This is a genomic window from Vulcanococcus sp. Clear-D1 (assembly GCF_014654725.1).
GTDB lineage: Bacteria > Cyanobacteriota > Cyanobacteriia > PCC-6307 > Cyanobiaceae > Vulcanococcus.
This window is the reverse complement of the sequence record NZ_JACVZV010000030.1, coordinates 178,026-192,096: the sequence shown is the minus strand read 5'-3', so window position 1 is coordinate 192,096 and position 14,071 is coordinate 178,026. Positions and strand designations below refer to the sequence as shown.

Genomic DNA, 14,071 nt, shown 5'->3' with positions numbered 1-14,071 from the left:
ACCCCTCGGGGTGCCCTTAACGGCCGAGCAGCTGCTGCACAGCCGCCAGCTGGCTGGTGTCTTTCACGATCAACACCAGGCTGAGGCCCACCAGAAACACAAACCCCGACTGCATGAAGGCCATCTGGAACTTCTCGGGCAGGGGTTTGCCGCGGAGGCCCTCCAGCATCAGCAGCACGAACTGCCCGCCATCCAGCAGGGGCAGGGGCAGGGCATTGAGCACAGCCAGGTTGATCGAGATCAGCGCTGTGTAGAGAAACAGGCTGCTGCCGCCCTGCTTGGCCAGCGATGCGCCCATTTCCACGATTTTCACTGGGCCTGACACCTGGCTGGCCGTTTCGCCGAAGTGGGTGGCAAGGGTGACGAAGCCCTCCACCGTGCGCTGGGTGAGGCTCACGAAGTCATGGTTGGCCTGGTGCACGATCTCGCCCGGGCCCTGGGGCCGGCGGAAGGCTTCAGTGCCGCTGGGCTGCAGCTGGGCACCGATGCGGCCAACACCGCTGAGATCCGCCGGTGTGAGGTTGATGCTGATCGCTTTGCCGGCGCGTTCAGCCTGGAGCTGCAGGGTTTGATCCGGTGCTCCTTTCACCCGTTCCACCAGTTGGGCCACGGCGCTTTGGCCCCCGCCCAGATCCACACCATCGGCCTTGAGGATGCGATCGCCGGGGCGCAGGCCCGCCGCCGCGGCGGCCTGCCCTGGCTGAACGCCAGCCACGAGCACGCCGGGTGTGGTGCTGAAGCCAGCCGGGATGCCCACCATCAAGCCCTGAGCCACCAGCACGCTCCAGGCCAGCAGCAGGTTGGCGAGCACTCCCGCGGCGATCACCAACGCCCGTTGGGGGATCGGGCGGTTGCGCAGCAGATCGGGGTCATCGGCGGGGATGGTGCTCTCTTCGTCGTCGTCGGGGAACGACACAAAGCCCCCCAGGGGGATCGCCCGCAGGGCGAACTGCACGCCACGTCGCTGGCGCTCGAGCAGCACCGGCCCGAACCCCACGGAGAAGCCGCTGACGCGGATGCCCTGCCAGGTGGCGGCAAAGAAATGGCCGGCCTCGTGCACCACGATCAAGCCGGCCAGGATCGCCAGGGCCGTGAGAACCCCCATCCGCGCAGGTGCAAAGTGACTCCATTGTGGAGGGATGCCTAGGCCCGATGACGCACCGCTGCGACGCCCTGCTGGTGGGGGCCGGAATCATGGGCGCCACCCTGGCGCGGTTGCTGCGTCAGCTCGATCTATCCCTCGAGGTGGTGGTGCTCGAGCGGCTGCCAGGGGTGGCGGCGGAGAGCAGCGCGGCCCTGAACAACGCCGGCACCGGCCATGCGGCCAATTGCGAGCTCAACTACACCCTCCAGGCCGCCGATGGATCGGTGCCGATCGCCAAGGCACTGGCCATCAATGGCGCCTTTGAGCTGAGCCTGCAGTTTTGGAGTGCCCTGGTGGAGCAGGGCGTGTTGCAGGATCCCGCAGCGTTCATCCGCGGGGTTCCTCACCTCAGCCTGGTGTGGGGAGAGCACAACGTGGCCTTCCTGCGTCGCCGCTGGGAAGCGTTGAACGCCACCCCCCAGTTCGCCGGCATGCAATGGACTGGCGACAGCGCCCAGCTGCGCGAATGGATGCCGCTGGTGATGGCGGGCCGCAGCCTCGATCAGCCGTTGGCGGCCACGCGCGTGGCCCGCGGCACGGATGTGAATTTCGGCGCCCTCACGGGAGCCTTGCTGGAGGGCATGGATGTGCGGCTCCAGCATGAGGTGGTGGGCCTTGAGCGCGGCGGCCGCGGCTGGTTGGTGGAGGCGCGTACACCCAGTGGCGCGTCGCAGGTGTTTGAGGCGCCGTTTGTCTTTCTTGGCGCTGGTGGTGGCGCCTTGCCGCTGCTGCAGCGCTCCGGCATCCCGGAAGCGCGGCAGTACGGCGCCTTCCCTGTAAGCGGTCAGTGGTTGGTGTGCCGCAACCCGGAGGTGATCGCCGGGCACAACGCCAAGGTCTACGGCAAGGCGGCTGTAGGGGCACCGCCGATGTCGGTGCCGCACCTCGATACCCGCTGGATCGAGGGCCAGCGCGCTCTGTTGTTTGGCCCCTACGCAGGTTTCAGCACCCGCTTCCTGAAGCAAGGCTCCCTCTGGGATCTGGGCCGATCGGTGAAGCCGTTCAACCTGCTGCCGAGCCTGCAGGTGGGCAGTCAGAACTTTGATCTGGTGCGCTATTTGGTGGGTCAGGTGGTGCAGAGCCAGGAGCAACGGCTCGAGAGCCTGCGCCAGTTCCTCCCCCGGGCCCGCGGCGACGACTGGGAGCTGGCGGTGGCCGGCCAGCGGGTGCAGATCATCAAGCAGATCGATGGCCGCGGCACCCTGCAGATGGGCACCGAGGTGGTGAGCAGCGCCGATGGCTCCTTGTCAGCCCTGCTGGGGGCTTCACCGGGAGCCTCCACGTCTGTGACAACGATGGTGGAGGTGCTGCAACGCTGTTGGCCCGAGCGCTTCAACAGCGCTGCCTGGCAAGACAAGCTGCGCGGCCTGATCCCCAGCTGGGGTGAAGACCTCGGCGCCGATCCCGAGCGCCTGCGCGGCCTTCGCAAGCGTGCGGACGCCGCCCTGCAGCTGACGGGCAGCTGAGGCGTCGCGGGATCCGCCGGGGCTGGCTGGGGTGTGGCATCTGTTGGGCCACTGTCTGCCCCTGGATATCCATGGATATCCGACCGCGGAGAGCTCCCCACGCACGATGGCCCAGGCCCCGGAGCGCCGCAGCGCAGGCTTCAGCCGATGCGCTCAGAGCCGAAGTAGGGCACCAGGGCGGCCGGGAGCTTCACCGAGCCATCCACCTGTTGGCCGTTTTCCAGCAGGGCAGCCATGGTGCGGCCCACGGCCAGGCCACTGCCGTTAAGGGTGTGCACCAGCTGGGTGCCCTTGCCCTCTTTCATGCGGATGGCGGAGCGGCGGGCCTGGAAGTCGCCGCACACCGAGCAGCTCGAGATCTCGCGGTAAGCGCCGGCGCCGGGTAGCCACACCTCGAGGTCGTAGGTGCGTGAGGCGGAGAAGCCCATGTCGCCCGTGCAGAGCTCGATTTTGCGGTAGGGCAGCTCGAGGGCCTCGAGCACGGCTTCGGCGTCAGCGGTGATCTGCTGATGGGCCTCGGCGGAGTGTTCGGGGTGGCAGAACCAGTAGAGCTCCACCTTGTTGAACTGGTGCAGGCGGATCAGACCGCGGGTATCGCGGCCGTAGCTGCCGGCTTCGCGGCGGAAGCAGGGGGTGTAGGCCACATATTTGAGCGGCAGCTGCTCGGCTGGGATCACCTCATCGCGGTGCAGGGAGGTGACGGGCACCTCCGCGGTGGGGGTGAGCCAGAGGTCGTCTTCGGCGCAGCGGAAGCTCTCCTCGGCGAATTTGGGCAGCTGGCCTGAGCCGGTGAGGCTGGCGCTGTTCACCAGGATCGGCGGCAGCACCTCGCGGTAGCCCTTGCCGCCGTGCAGGTCGAGCATGAAGTTGATCAGGGCGCGCTCAAGCCGGGCGCCCTGGCCCAGCAGCGTGACGAAGCGGCTCTGGGCAATGCGCACGGAGCGCTCGGCTTCAAACAGCTCGAGGCGCTCGGCGATCTGCCAGTGCTCTTCAAGCCAGTCTTCCTTGGCGCGGGGGGTGCCCCAGCGCTTGATCTCCACGTTGTCGTCTTCGCTGCGGCCATCGGGGGCCTCGGGCGACGGGAGGTTGGGCAGGGTCAGTAGCTGCTCGCGCAGCTTGGCCTCGAGTGCTTTTTCTTCTTCTTCCAGCACCGCCACCTGATGCTTGATGCGGTTGCCTTCGTTGCGCAGCTCCTGCACTTCAGGGCTGTTGGGAGCAGCGCCGCCCTTGATCTTCAGTCCCACCTCCTTGCCGATGCGGTTGCCTTCGGCTTGGAGGTTGCTGCGCTGCTCTTCGAGGTCGCGCTCCTGGCGCGCCATCAGTTGCAGGCCCATGAGGTCGAGCGACATGCCACGACGCCCCAGCTGCTGTGTGATCAGCTCGGGGTTGTCGCGCAACAGGCGCTGATCCAGCACGGGCCCACGTTCATTTGGTGGGCCGAGCCTAGGGGCCGGTGCTCAGAGCACCTGCACCACTTCGCTCACTTCGGGGATGGCTTCACGCAGCTTGCGCTCGATGCCCATCTTCAGGGTCATGGTGCTGCTGGGGCAGGAGCCGCAGGCGCCCTGCAGGCGCACCTTCACGATCGGGCCGTCGATTTCCACCACTTCCACGTTGCCGCCGTCGGCCATCAGATACGGGCGCAGCTCATCGAGGGTGCGCTCCACGTTCTCCAGGGTGAGGGCGCGGGGATCGCTGGCTTCAGGAGCAGCGGCTTCTGAAGTGGCGTTGGCGGTGTCGGTGCTCATGGGGTGCTCTGGTGTTGAGCCGAGCTTAGGTAGCCCCCTTGGCGGCCTGGCCCGGCTCACTCGTGCAGGGGGCCCGTGAGATTCACAACCGCCACCCCTGCTGTGATCAGGGCGATTCCCACCAACTGGCCGACGCTGGGGATCTGGCGGTAGGCGAGTACGCCCACCAGCACGATCGCCACGATCCCGATGCCGCTCCAGAGGGCGTAGGTGACGCCCAGGGGGATCGTTTGCACCACCTTGGAGAGCAGCAGCATCGCGCTGCCATAAGCCGCCAGCACCACCAGGGTGGGCAGGGGCCGGCTCATGCCGGCAGACAGCTTCAGGCACGAGGTGCCCACCACTTCCGAGGCGATGGCGAGGAGTAGAAGCAGCCAGGCGGGATTGGTGGGCATTGGGGGATCGGCACCTCTCCCTAGGATCACCCCACCGAGATCCACCGCCCCGAGCCGGGACGTACCCGAGAGCCCATCAGCGAATGACCGACGTTCCCGCCTCACGGATCCGCAATTTCTGCATCATTGCTCACATTGACCACGGCAAGTCGACCCTGGCCGATCGCTTGCTGCAGGAAACCGGCACGGTGGCTGCCCGCGATATGCAGGAGCAGTTTCTCGACAATATGGAGCTTGAGCGTGAGCGGGGCATCACGATCAAGCTCCAGGCCGCGCGCATGGAATACAAGGCGGCGGATGGTGAGACCTACATCCTCAACCTGATTGATACCCCCGGTCACGTTGACTTCTCCTATGAGGTGAGCCGCTCGCTGCAGGCCTGCGAGGGGGCACTGCTCGTGGTGGATGCCAGCCAGGGCGTGGAAGCGCAAACACTGGCGAACGTGTATCTGGCAATTGAGAACAATCTCGAGGTCATTCCGGTTCTCAACAAGATTGATCTTCCCGGCGCCGATCCAGAGCGCATCAGCGAAGAAATCGAAGCGATCATTGGCCTCGATTGCACAGGAGCGATCCCCTGCTCCGCCAAGAGCGGCTTGGGCGTGCCCGACATCCTTCAGGCGGTGGTGGATCGCGTGCCGCCGCCGCCCGATCGGGTGAACGAGCCGCTGCGGGCCCTGATTTTTGATTCCTATTACGACCCCTACCGGGGCGTGATTGTGTATTTCCGGGTGATCTCTGGCTCGATCAGCACCAAAGACAAGGTGCTGCTGATGGCCAGCAAGAAAACCTATGAGCTCGATGAAGTGGGCGTGATGGCCCCCGATCAGCGCAAGGTAGACAGTCTGCAGGCCGGCGAAGTGGGCTACCTGGCGGCGTCGATCAAGGCCGTGGCCGATGCCCGCGTGGGCGACACGATCACGCTGGTGAACAACCCAGCCTCTGAGCCCCTGCCGGGCTACACCGAGGCCAAGCCGATGGTGTTCTGCGGCCTGTTTCCCACCGATGCGGATCAATACCCCGATCTACGCGAAGCGCTCGACAAGCTGCAGCTCAGCGATGCGGCCCTCAAATACGAGCCTGAAACCAGCAGCGCCATGGGCTTTGGTTTCCGCTGCGGTTTCCTTGGCCTGCTGCACATGGAGATCGTGCAGGAGCGCCTGGAGCGCGAATACAACCTGGATCTGATCGTTACCGCGCCGTCGGTGATCTATCAGGTGAACATGCTCGATGAAACCACCGTGATGGTGGATAATCCCGCCACGCTTCCTGATCCGCAGAAGCGCGAATCAATCGAAGAGCCCTACGTGAAGCTCGAGATCTACACCCCCAACACCTATAACGGCACCTTGATGGAGCTGTGCCAGGAGCGGCGTGGTGAATTCATTGACATGAAATACATCACCACCGACCGGGTGACCCTCCACTACGAGATGCCCCTGGCAGAGGTGGTGACCGATTTCTTTGATCAGATGAAGAGCCGCACCAAGGGCTATGCCTCGATGGAGTATTCCCTGATCGGCTATCGCAAGAACGATCTGGTGCGCCTAGATGTGTTGATCAACGGCGAAAAGGCCGATCCGCTCACCACGATCGTGCACCGCGATAAGGCCTACAACGTGGGCAAGGGGCTGGTGGAGAAGCTCAAGGAATTGATCCCCCGCCAGCAGTTCAAGATCCCGATTCAGGCCTCGATCGGCAGCCGCGTGATCGCCTCCGAGAGCATCAGCGCCATGCGTAAAGACGTGCTCGCCAAGTGCTACGGCGGCGATATCTCCCGCAAGAAAAAGCTGCTGCAGAAGCAGGCCAAGGGCAAGAAGCGCATGAAGGCTATGGGCAAGGTGGATGTGCCCCAGGAGGCCTTCATGGCCGTGCTCAAGCTCAACCAGTGATCCGCGTTTCGAAGGCTGCCGCCGCTCTGCTCGGCGCTGGCCTGTGCATGGGTCTCCACGCCGCATCTGCCGCTGAGCTGTCACCAGCTGCCGGCTCGCCCACAGCCCCAGCGGTCACTCCGGGTCAGCCTGCTCCCGCTGGTCCGGTGATCGTTCCGCCAGCGCCCCTGGAGCCTCCCGGCGCCACCCAGACCCTGCGGCTCGCCAGCGGCGCCGAGCTCTGGACCATTCCCTACGCCGCCCTGCAGCAGTTCGTGGCCGATGGCACGTTCACCGACCGGCGCCTGCTCCAGCTGGCGGCCAATTCCGGCTGGCCTGATGATCAGCTCCGGGCCGCTCTAGCCAAGCCTTATGCCGTGGGGCTGGTGCCTCTCTCCAATTTCCTCTACTCGCCGGCCGGCGTCGCTTTCCTGCAGCAGCAAACCCAGGCCTTCAGGCCGTTGTTGGCCCCTGGCCGCGACCTGCGGGTGGAAGGCTTGCGGGCCGCGATCCTGCGCAACGCCAAGGGCGGCACGATCTCGGCGATGGGCATCCTGCGGGAGCTGCCCACCACTTTTGTGGTGGAGCTCGGCGGCCCTCCCACGCAGCGCTGCTCCAGCCTGCCTTGTGAAAACCCGGCGCAGTGCACCTCAACACTGAGTTGGTGGGCGTTTTTGCCGGCTTGTTTGCAGGCTGCTGCGATGAACCCTGCTCCCGTAGCTGCTACTTCGCCCTGATGCGATCGCGGGCCAGCAGAGCCCGCTCTTCGGCGCAGTAGTCGCGCAGGCCGAGCTGATGGGCCGTGCGGCTGAAACCAGTGCGGGCCTCCTGGCGCAGGTTCTCGGTGCAGCGGCGATAGAGCGCTTGGCGATCGATCACGGCCTGCTCCCACCACCAGAAGCCGGAGCTGGCAATCGCCTGGCAGACCAGTGTTCCCGCTGGTGACACCAACCATTGCGCCGCACTGGTTCCCGGCGCCAGGGTGCTGCCGCCGCAGCTGCGGGGCTGCTGCAACGGTGCAAAGCTTCGGCTTGTGATCACCACTGTGGTGGGGTAGCTGGGATCACAGAACAGATCGCTCCCATCGAGCGGATTGCGGATGGGGCCGTCGCTGCTGCCTTGGCGCTGGGCTAGGGCGCAGCTGCGGGCGATCTGATCGGATTCCGTGATCAGCTGTGCTGCCGCCAGATCAAAGGCCGCTTGCTCATTCCCACCTGTCCGCAGCTGCTGCAGCGCTTCGACACCGCGCCATTGGCCGTAGGCCAGGGGCGGGGCCGCCAGCACGCCGATTAGGGCCCAGGGCAGCCAGTTGCCTTCCAGCTTGCGAAAGGCGATCAGGGAGGCGATCAACCCCATCGGCCCCGCTGTGAAGAGGCCTGCGGCGGCCGCTCCGAGCTGCTGGCGCCAGGCGGAGACTTCGTGGATCTCCAGCAGTTCGATGTCGCGGTCAAGCCCTTCGGCCATCGCAGCAGTGCTGCCGATGGCTCCTTTGTAGCTGTAGGGGGAATGCTCAGCCCATGGTTTGCCGGAATGCTCCATGGTTCAGCGTGTTCACCCGGCCGGGGAGGCTGGATTTGTGTTGCCCCTTTCGATCACTGGGGCTCTGGTGCTGCTGCTGAGCAGCCTGTCGCTGCAGTCGTTGGTGCTACACACCCGGCAGGTGCAGGCGGCTGAACGCATGCGCCTTCAGGCGGAAGATCGCTTGGCCTCAGGGGCGCAGCGCTTAGCGGCTGACTTCCAGGGGCGCCTTGCCTGCCTCAAAGCGGTGCCTCTGGCGGAGTGGCGCTTGCAGGCGCTGCGCGAACCCTGCCCATCCGGGTTGGATCCAGACGCCCTCCAGCGGATTTGGATCGATGGGCAGCCGCTCCAGCTGGCGGGTTGGATGCCGCAGCCCGGTGGTGGTGCTTTGCAGCTCCAGCTTCCAGACGGCGGCCTGAAGCGCCGCTACTGGCTGGGCACGGCGGGCGTGAAGGAGCTGGGCTGATGCAGTTGGTGGAAGTGATGGTGGCCGCGGCAGTGTTCACCGCTGCCTCCGGCGGCTCCCTGCAGCTGTTTGCCCAGGCGGCCAGCAGCGCGCAGCAAGGTGAGCTCCGCCAACAGCGGATCGCGAGGATCGAGCTCGACCGCTTGCAGTTGCAAGCCTATTGGCGCCGAGCAGTGGAGTCAGCCGACTCGTGTGCTGTGAGCTCTGAGCAGCTGAGGGAGATGGCGGCTTCTGTACCGGCTCCACCGCAGCTGCAGCGCGAGGTGCTGCTGGGTGAGGAGCCCGATGAGCTGTGGCTTCGCTGGCGGTTTGCCGGGGAGTCAGTTGTGGTGCGCGAGCGTTTAGTCACCACGGCTGGCCTGGGAACCGCCTGCACGGTTGATGAGCCGCTCACCGACAGCCAGGTGGAGGGCTTGCCGTGATGGTGCGCGTGAATCGTCAGCAACCCGACGGGTTCTCGTTGGCTGAGCTCCTGGTGGGGATCGCCATTGTTGGCCTGCTGGCTGTGTTGGGCTGGAGCGGCAGTCGCGAAACCCTGGCTCGTCAGCGGCTGGAAGCCGCCACGCGCAGGCTGGATCAGGGCATCCAGCGCGGCCGGGCCGAGGCTCAGAAGCTGGGGCAACCCTGTGGTCTGAGTCTCCAGCCTGAGGGATGGACCCCGCCGGCTCAGAGCAGCCTTCCCCCGTGCCTCCAAACGCTCGACACCCTGCAGGAGCCCATTGCTGCTGGGGAGATGCAGTTGGTGCACAACTTCCCGGCTGTACTCCGCTTCAGCAGCAATGGTCTGGTGCTTGATGGAGGCACCGCAGTGCTCACGAGCTCCGGCACAACGCTGCAACGCTGTCTGGTGATGGCCTTGCCGCTCGGGATTACCCGGCTGGGCCGTTACCAGAGCGGTCGCTGTGATCCCGACCCTGCGCTGTAGGGCTATGGGCGGCTTTTCATTGGTGGAACTGATGCTCTCGCTCAGCCTGGGTATGGCGCTCAGTGGCGTGATGCTGCAGGGTCTGATGGCTGATGGGCAGAACGGAGCGCGTTTCTCAAGGTTGTTGAGGGAGCGTGCCGCTCAGCGACGAACCCTGGAGCTGGTGAAACACGATCTGGCCCAGGCCCACGCTGTGAGCACAACGCCGGAGCTGGAGCAGCACGGCTGCAGCCTGGCGGGGCGCACAGCCGTGTTGCATCTGAGTACAGCCGCCGGAGCGATCACCTATTCAGTGGGTGCCGCGCCGAGCAGCATCTGGCGAGGTCGCGTGTTGATGCGTTGTGGGCCTGCGTTTGGCTTGGATGGGCTGATGACGGGTGGCACACAGCCCATCAATCGAGTCGTGATTGATGGGTTGGCTGTGAAGCCCACTCAATGGCAGGCGTGCTCACCCATGGTGGGGTTGATGAGCAACGAGCCAATTGATTTGGCCGGGTCGTCAGCGCTTGGTTTTTCGGCTTGCCTGCAGGTGGGAACAGGGCTTTTGGGTTTGCGTCTTGAGCAGGTCTTCAAGCACAACGCTGGCTCTCTCGAGCAGCACATGAGCCAAGAACTTGTTACTCAGATCGTGCTTTAGAGACGTGCTGTCTAAATCAGGTGCTCAGGGGCACCAGCCTTGCGCTGGCGTGGTGAGCGTTGTGTTGAGTTTGAGCGCAATCGCACTATCGGCTGTGGAGCTGTAGCTGATGGCGATCAGGTTTTTGTTGTCGGATGGGATCGTGATCGCTCGATTGATCACAACCGTTCCTTGTCGCATCGGCACACCTGTGAGATCCACAGTGCTGACCACGGGCAGCTGGCTGGATCGATCGGTGAGCAAGGTTTGCGCCAGAGTTCCATCCGCGCAAGCCGAGGCGGTTGGGTTGTAGGCGAGCTGACCATCGTTGTTGGCGCTCAACGACCACTTCGAAACCTCATGGCGCACCTGTTCCAGATCAGCGTTCACGGCTGCGTTCACGCCATCACGAAGCTTGGCTTTGCCCGTGGCCTGCATGGAGTTGGTGAACAGTGCCGTGGACTGGGTCACGGTCATCATCAGGATCGCAGAAGCCACCATGGCTTCAACCTGGCTGAAGCCTCTTGCCTGCTTGCGGTGTCGTCTGAGGTTGACGTTCAAAGGATGACCTCCCGGAGGTGCCATGCCTCTACGTCCCAACAATAGGCCAGATGCTGGCCTTGCGTTTGGCTTGGCCTGTGCGAAAACATCGGCTTCATCGCTCTTAATCAGGAAGATCAACGCGGGCATCCTGGAAAATCAGAATCTCAACGTTCTGGAGGGTGTCAGTTCCGTCGGGACCGGTGACGCTGCAGCTGGTTTTGGTGCAATTGCCCAAGGTGTAGCTGGAGCGGTTGCCCGAGAAGAAGACAACATCAAGATTGGAACCGCCATTGACGGCATCGTTGCCTGAACCCGGCAGGTAGCTGTTCTGTTCACTGCCTCCATTGAGGGTGTCGTTTCCATCGCGTCCAATCAGAACATCGTCGCCACTTCCCCCATTGAGGATGTCGGCCTCGAGAGTTCCCCGTAGAACATCATTTCCTCCTTTGCCGTCCAAAGTTGCTCGCCCATAATCCCCGGCTTCCAGGATGTCGTTGGCGCCATCAGAACCGGTGATGTTGTCGCCGGATGCGCCGACAGCACTGGTTCCAAAGCCCCTTCCGCAGATCAGTACATCCTCTCCAACCTCGACCTGGGCAATGCTCATTACCAAGGTGTCAGCCTGGTTCGCACTTCCTTCCAGCCTCACCAGGTTGGCTGCATCACAGAGGCTGTTCTCATTGGGTCTGGAGTAAAGCGGGCTGATGCGTGTGTGGGCTGAGTCTTGCTGGCTGTAGGTCACTTTTGCATGACCTTTCAGTGCCAGGGTGAACGCCGCTTGTTTGGCATCCGACGAGGCCGATGCGATGAATCCTGCTCCGTTTGCTGATCCATCCAGGCCATCGAGGATCGGCGCGAGGGTGAGTGTGTTGTTGTAGGAGCCGTCGTTATTGAGGCCAGGACCGCAGCGCCAGAGGGTGTTCTGGGGGAGCTAGCCCGAAGTTGAGGGTTTGATCGCATAGATCACAGGCGGCAGATCGCGTCGCAGATCAAGGCCAAGCCTGAATTCGTTGTTGTTGAATCCACAAGCGGCCGGAATGCCAATGTTGTTGACAGCATCAATCACCCTTTCTGAAAGAGCGACTTCGGCCTCGATGAAGCTGGTGGTGCGACTCCAGTCGCTGCGTTGTCGCTCCATCGCTTCAGCCCGTTCGCTGCTGCGGATGTGGGAAATGAGTAAGTCGCCAGCGACTGTGGCCGTGAGCAGGCTGATGGCTGCTGCAATCAGCAACTCCGGGAGGGTGAAGCCCCGTCCTTCAGAAGGCAGTTGTGAAGTCACAGCCGGTGGAGGTGGCTTTCCCGGAACGGACCTGGCCGAGAGGTGCCAAGACGGCAACGCATCGATCAGCTCCCGCCTGGGGCATGTGGAATTTGAGCAACAGGCCTGTTGGGGCAGTGCCTCTGGGTGTGAACACCACACTGCTGCTGCCGTCTTGAGCTGTGGTGCAGCTCAGGGATGTGATGGCTGGATCCTCATTGGCCACGAGGGCGGTGCTGCAGAGGATGAGCTCGCTGCTGTTCTGAACTCTGGTTTGTAGATCCAGCGGGGCATAGAGAGTGGTGGCGCAGAATTCGGAGGGGTTGTTGGGATTGGGATCAAGGGAGAGTTGCCGGAGCTCTCGATCAACACGGATGCGGCATGGCGTGGCTTTCTGGATAGCGATACGCCGAGCTTCATCAAGCCAGGCCGCCGTTTCCCTGCTAGCGGCCTTCACCCGCTCATCGCGCCAGTTTCTTGTGAAGGTGACGAAGCTGATCCCGGAGAGAATGCCGAGAATTGCAACAGTCACGATCAGTTCAACCAGTGTGAATGCCGGTGGCTGTTCCATGGCTTGCCAGGGTTTGTTGTTCATTGGCTGAACCCCTGGAATCCGCGCCAGCTGTTGATGCCCAGCGCTACGTAGTCGCGGATGCTGATCGCGAAACTGGTGCCGAAATTCTCCAGTAGTTGGGATCCCATGTCTTTGGGAACGACAAGCTGAGCTTGGTTAGATGCTGATCCGTTCCAGATCTTGGTCCATAACGCTCCATAAACGTCTCCGCCTCCACATTCTCCATCGGGCGTGCATGTCGCTGTTGCCTGTGCGCCGCCGTTGATGCCCATTTTTCCGCAAGGGAAGTACGCGAACACGCCGGCTGCTTTGCTTGGTTTTGATGTCCCCGCCAGGGTGATGGTCTGATTCGTGAAGTTGGGGTTGCTGCTGCAGCTTGCATCACTGCTGATCGGATTGCCAAACAAGCCCAGCCGGCCCGGATCGCCGGCGTGAGAGATGCCTGCCTGGCCTCCAGCGTTGATGTCACCGCTCACATAGAGCCTCACCGGACCTGCTGTGGTGTCCACGGTCAACACTTTTTGGCCTTGTAGATCGATGCGGCTGATCAGGCAGTGCGTGATGGGTGGTGTGCTGGCATCTGTGGCGCACATGCCACTGTTATTGCTGGTTCCAGTGGAGGTGGTTCGCGTACTGCTGGCTGTGATCGTTGTGTTGCCAGTGATAGATTTTTCAGTGACGTAGGGCTTCAGTGCTGCTGGAAAAATCGGTACGTCTGGTGTGCTGATCTTGCCCAGGAAAATCTTTCCATCCACGTCGCTGTTGGCCAGGGCTCCAACAGCTGTTTCTGCCTCGGCTTGTGTGTAGGTGCCATCACTTTTCGACGGATTGGTCACGGTGCAGAGGATGCAGAGCACATTGCCTGAGGTGACCCCCTTCACGTCGTTATTGCCGAGACTCACCGTCCATCCCAGAAGGCCAGGGAAGCCGCTGGAGGTGGCGGGGTCTCCAAAGCGTGCGTCACAGGGCTTGGGTTTCACGTCAAATGTCTGCTCCACGCTGGCGCTTGCGAGGATGCGGCTGCCATCGTTGCTGAGCCGCTCTCCAGTGGCTTTGAGCTTGCCAGTGCCGCCGTAAAACTGAGTGCCGGCGTAGGCGTAGAACTCAATGCGATAGCGGCCTTTGGGCGTATTGATCTCTTTTGTGAGTGGGAAGTTGGCGGTTGAGGTGTCCGACCCCGGGCAGATGGAGGATGGCAGCTGTGGAGAGCTCCAGGTTCCTGTGTTGATGCAATCGTTGGGTGTTGGTGGGGAGCCGCTCAGGGAGTAGCAGTTGATCAGGAGATAGCTGTATTTGCGGTTCAGAAGTTCAACGGTGGTGGCGAGACCGGTTTCGGCAATCTCTCTGGCCTGTCTGGCCTGCTCTTGCCTCGTGGCGCCAAAAAGGCCTGCAAAACTGCGGGCCAGCATGGTGAAGCCGCCCACCGCCAGGATCAGGCCAAGGATGACGACTAGGGGAAGAATGAAGCCTTCCCCTGGAGTTAGTTTAAGGTTATGACGAAATGCTCTGTGATGAAATTTGATTGACTTTGCATTCGTCATTCTCGT

Annotated in this window: 17 protein-coding genes and 1 pseudogene; 7 read left to right on the top strand and 11 right to left on the bottom strand. The window is 63.0% G+C overall.

Annotated features, from left to right (window positions below; translation table 11 throughout):
- Nucleotides 1-16 precede the first annotated feature (16 nt).
- On the bottom strand, nucleotides 17-1,105 hold the full coding sequence (gene rseP, locus H9532_RS12520; RefSeq protein ID WP_296368980.1) for an RIP metalloprotease RseP: 1,089 nt from the start codon (nucleotides 1,103-1,105) through the stop codon (nucleotides 17-19).
- Nucleotides 1,106-1,152: 47 nt separating this feature from the next.
- Here rseP and mqo point away from each other — a divergent pair, with 47 nt between their 5' ends.
- On the top strand, nucleotides 1,153-2,610 hold the full coding sequence (mqo, locus tag H9532_RS12515) for a malate dehydrogenase (quinone) (protein WP_296368978.1): 1,458 nt from the start codon (nucleotides 1,153-1,155) through the stop codon (nucleotides 2,608-2,610).
- A 140-nt stretch (nucleotides 2,611-2,750) separates the two neighbouring features.
- Here mqo and serS read toward each other — a convergent pair whose 3' ends face one another.
- From serS to H9532_RS12500, 3 genes are read right to left on the bottom strand one after another with little or no spacing between them, the layout of a single operon-like run.
- The gene (gene serS, locus H9532_RS12510) at nucleotides 2,751-4,025 is read right to left on the bottom strand and encodes a serine--tRNA ligase (RefSeq protein WP_296368975.1); all 1,275 of its coding nucleotides are present in this window, start codon (nucleotides 4,023-4,025) and stop codon (nucleotides 2,751-2,753) included.
- 42 nt (nucleotides 4,026-4,067) lie between these two features.
- A complete protein-coding gene (locus tag H9532_RS12505; RefSeq protein ID WP_296368973.1) occupies nucleotides 4,068-4,358 on the bottom strand; it encodes a NifU family protein in 291 nt (96 codons plus the stop codon).
- Nucleotides 4,359-4,414: 56 nt separating this feature from the next.
- A complete protein-coding gene (locus H9532_RS12500; RefSeq protein ID WP_296368970.1) occupies nucleotides 4,415-4,753 on the bottom strand; it encodes a multidrug efflux SMR transporter in 339 nt (112 codons plus the stop codon).
- An 83-nt stretch (nucleotides 4,754-4,836) separates the two neighbouring features.
- Between H9532_RS12500 and lepA the strand changes: the two genes are divergently transcribed.
- Complete coding sequence (gene lepA / locus H9532_RS12495; RefSeq protein WP_296368967.1) at nucleotides 4,837-6,645, top strand: translation elongation factor 4; 1,809 nt, start codon at nucleotides 4,837-4,839, stop codon at nucleotides 6,643-6,645.
- A complete protein-coding gene (locus tag H9532_RS12490; protein ID WP_296368965.1) occupies nucleotides 6,642-7,361 on the top strand; it encodes an alpha/beta hydrolase in 720 nt (239 codons plus the stop codon). The genes lepA and H9532_RS12490 overlap by 4 nt, the downstream gene beginning before the upstream one ends.
- On the opposite strand, the gene H9532_RS12485 is transcribed toward H9532_RS12490, so the two are convergent.
- On the bottom strand, nucleotides 7,348-8,163 hold the full coding sequence (locus H9532_RS12485) for a hypothetical protein (protein WP_296368963.1): 816 nt from the start codon (nucleotides 8,161-8,163) through the stop codon (nucleotides 7,348-7,350). The two genes, H9532_RS12490 and H9532_RS12485, sit on opposite strands and share 14 nt — an antisense overlap.
- On the opposite strand from H9532_RS12485, the gene H9532_RS12480 reads away from it, so the two are divergent.
- The 4 genes from H9532_RS12480 to H9532_RS12465 are packed head-to-tail and all read left to right on the top strand — an operon-like array spanning nucleotide 8,162 to nucleotide 10,170.
- Complete coding sequence (locus tag H9532_RS12480) at nucleotides 8,162-8,608, top strand: hypothetical protein (RefSeq protein ID WP_296368961.1); 447 nt, start codon at nucleotides 8,162-8,164, stop codon at nucleotides 8,606-8,608. The two genes, H9532_RS12485 and H9532_RS12480, sit on opposite strands and share 2 nt — an antisense overlap.
- Nucleotides 8,608-9,030, top strand: a complete 423-nt coding sequence (locus H9532_RS12475) for a hypothetical protein (RefSeq protein ID WP_296368959.1) — start codon at nucleotides 8,608-8,610, stop codon at nucleotides 9,028-9,030. The genes H9532_RS12480 and H9532_RS12475 overlap by 1 nt, the downstream gene beginning before the upstream one ends.
- On the top strand, nucleotides 9,030-9,533 hold the full coding sequence (locus H9532_RS12470; protein ID WP_296368957.1) for a GspH/FimT family pseudopilin: 504 nt from the start codon (nucleotides 9,030-9,032) through the stop codon (nucleotides 9,531-9,533). Before H9532_RS12475 ends, H9532_RS12470 begins: the two co-directional genes overlap by 1 nt.
- A gap of 4 nt (nucleotides 9,534-9,537) precedes the next feature.
- Nucleotides 9,538-10,170, top strand: coding sequence for a prepilin-type cleavage/methylation domain-containing protein (locus tag H9532_RS12465; protein WP_296368954.1), 633 nt, complete (start codon nucleotides 9,538-9,540; stop codon nucleotides 10,168-10,170).
- 24 nt (nucleotides 10,171-10,194) lie between these two features.
- Here the strand turns inward: H9532_RS12465 and H9532_RS12460 are convergent, their stop codons facing one another.
- The 6 genes and pseudogenes from H9532_RS12460 to H9532_RS12440 form a co-directional block, all read right to left on the bottom strand.
- Nucleotides 10,195-10,626, bottom strand: coding sequence for a hypothetical protein (locus H9532_RS12460; RefSeq protein WP_296368953.1), 432 nt, complete (start codon nucleotides 10,624-10,626; stop codon nucleotides 10,195-10,197).
- A gap of 187 nt (nucleotides 10,627-10,813) precedes the next feature.
- Nucleotides 10,814-11,434: a calcium-binding protein gene (locus H9532_RS12455; RefSeq protein WP_296368951.1), complete on the bottom strand. Its 621-nt coding sequence runs from the start codon at nucleotides 11,432-11,434 to the stop codon at nucleotides 10,814-10,816.
- A gap of 189 nt (nucleotides 11,435-11,623) precedes the next feature.
- Nucleotides 11,624-11,830: a hypothetical protein gene (locus tag H9532_RS12450; RefSeq protein WP_296368949.1), complete on the bottom strand. Its 207-nt coding sequence runs from the start codon at nucleotides 11,828-11,830 to the stop codon at nucleotides 11,624-11,626.
- 54 nt (nucleotides 11,831-11,884) lie between these two features.
- Nucleotides 11,885-11,971 (bottom strand): annotated as a pseudogene (locus H9532_RS16070) (prepilin-type N-terminal cleavage/methylation domain-containing protein); the annotation flags it as partial.
- Complete coding sequence (locus tag H9532_RS12445) at nucleotides 11,949-12,521, bottom strand: GspH/FimT family pseudopilin (RefSeq protein ID WP_296369065.1); 573 nt, start codon at nucleotides 12,519-12,521, stop codon at nucleotides 11,949-11,951. The pseudogene H9532_RS16070 and the gene H9532_RS12445, both read right to left, overlap by 23 nt.
- Nucleotides 12,522-12,541: 20 nt before the next feature.
- Entirely contained in the window at nucleotides 12,542-14,065 is a 1,524-nt protein-coding gene (locus H9532_RS12440; protein WP_296368947.1) for a hypothetical protein, read from the bottom strand.
- Nucleotides 14,066-14,071 lie beyond the last annotated feature (6 nt).

Coding starts and splice junctions, on each gene's coding strand:
- H9532_RS12475 (WP_296368959.1), top strand. CDS start 8,608: ATGCAGTTGGTGGAAGTGATGGTGGCCGCGGCAGTGTTCACCGCTGCC.
- H9532_RS12465 (WP_296368954.1), top strand. CDS start 9,538: ATGGGCGGCTTTTCATTGGTGGAACTGATGCTCTCGCTCAGCCTGGGT.
- H9532_RS12480 (WP_296368961.1), top strand. CDS start 8,162: ATGGTTCAGCGTGTTCACCCGGCCGGGGAGGCTGGATTTGTGTTGCCC.
- H9532_RS12470 (WP_296368957.1), top strand. CDS start 9,030: ATGGTGCGCGTGAATCGTCAGCAACCCGACGGGTTCTCGTTGGCTGAG.
- rseP (WP_296368980.1), bottom strand. CDS start 1,105: ATGGGGGTTCTCACGGCCCTGGCGATCCTGGCCGGCTTGATCGTGGTG.
- H9532_RS12440 (WP_296368947.1), bottom strand. CDS start 14,065: ATGACGAATGCAAAGTCAATCAAATTTCATCACAGAGCATTTCGTCAT.
- H9532_RS12505 (WP_296368973.1), bottom strand. CDS start 4,358: ATGAGCACCGACACCGCCAACGCCACTTCAGAAGCCGCTGCTCCTGAA.
- H9532_RS12450 (WP_296368949.1), bottom strand. CDS start 11,830: ATGGAGCGACAACGCAGCGACTGGAGTCGCACCACCAGCTTCATCGAG.
- H9532_RS12485 (WP_296368963.1), bottom strand. CDS start 8,163: ATGGAGCATTCCGGCAAACCATGGGCTGAGCATTCCCCCTACAGCTAC.
- mqo (WP_296368978.1), top strand. CDS start 1,153: ATGACGCACCGCTGCGACGCCCTGCTGGTGGGGGCCGGAATCATGGGC.
- H9532_RS12500 (WP_296368970.1), bottom strand. CDS start 4,753: ATGCCCACCAATCCCGCCTGGCTGCTTCTACTCCTCGCCATCGCCTCG.
- H9532_RS12445 (WP_296369065.1), bottom strand. CDS start 12,521: ATGGAACAGCCACCGGCATTCACACTGGTTGAACTGATCGTGACTGTT.
- lepA (WP_296368967.1), top strand. CDS start 4,837: ATGACCGACGTTCCCGCCTCACGGATCCGCAATTTCTGCATCATTGCT.
- H9532_RS12460 (WP_296368953.1), bottom strand. CDS start 10,626: ATGACCGTGACCCAGTCCACGGCACTGTTCACCAACTCCATGCAGGCC.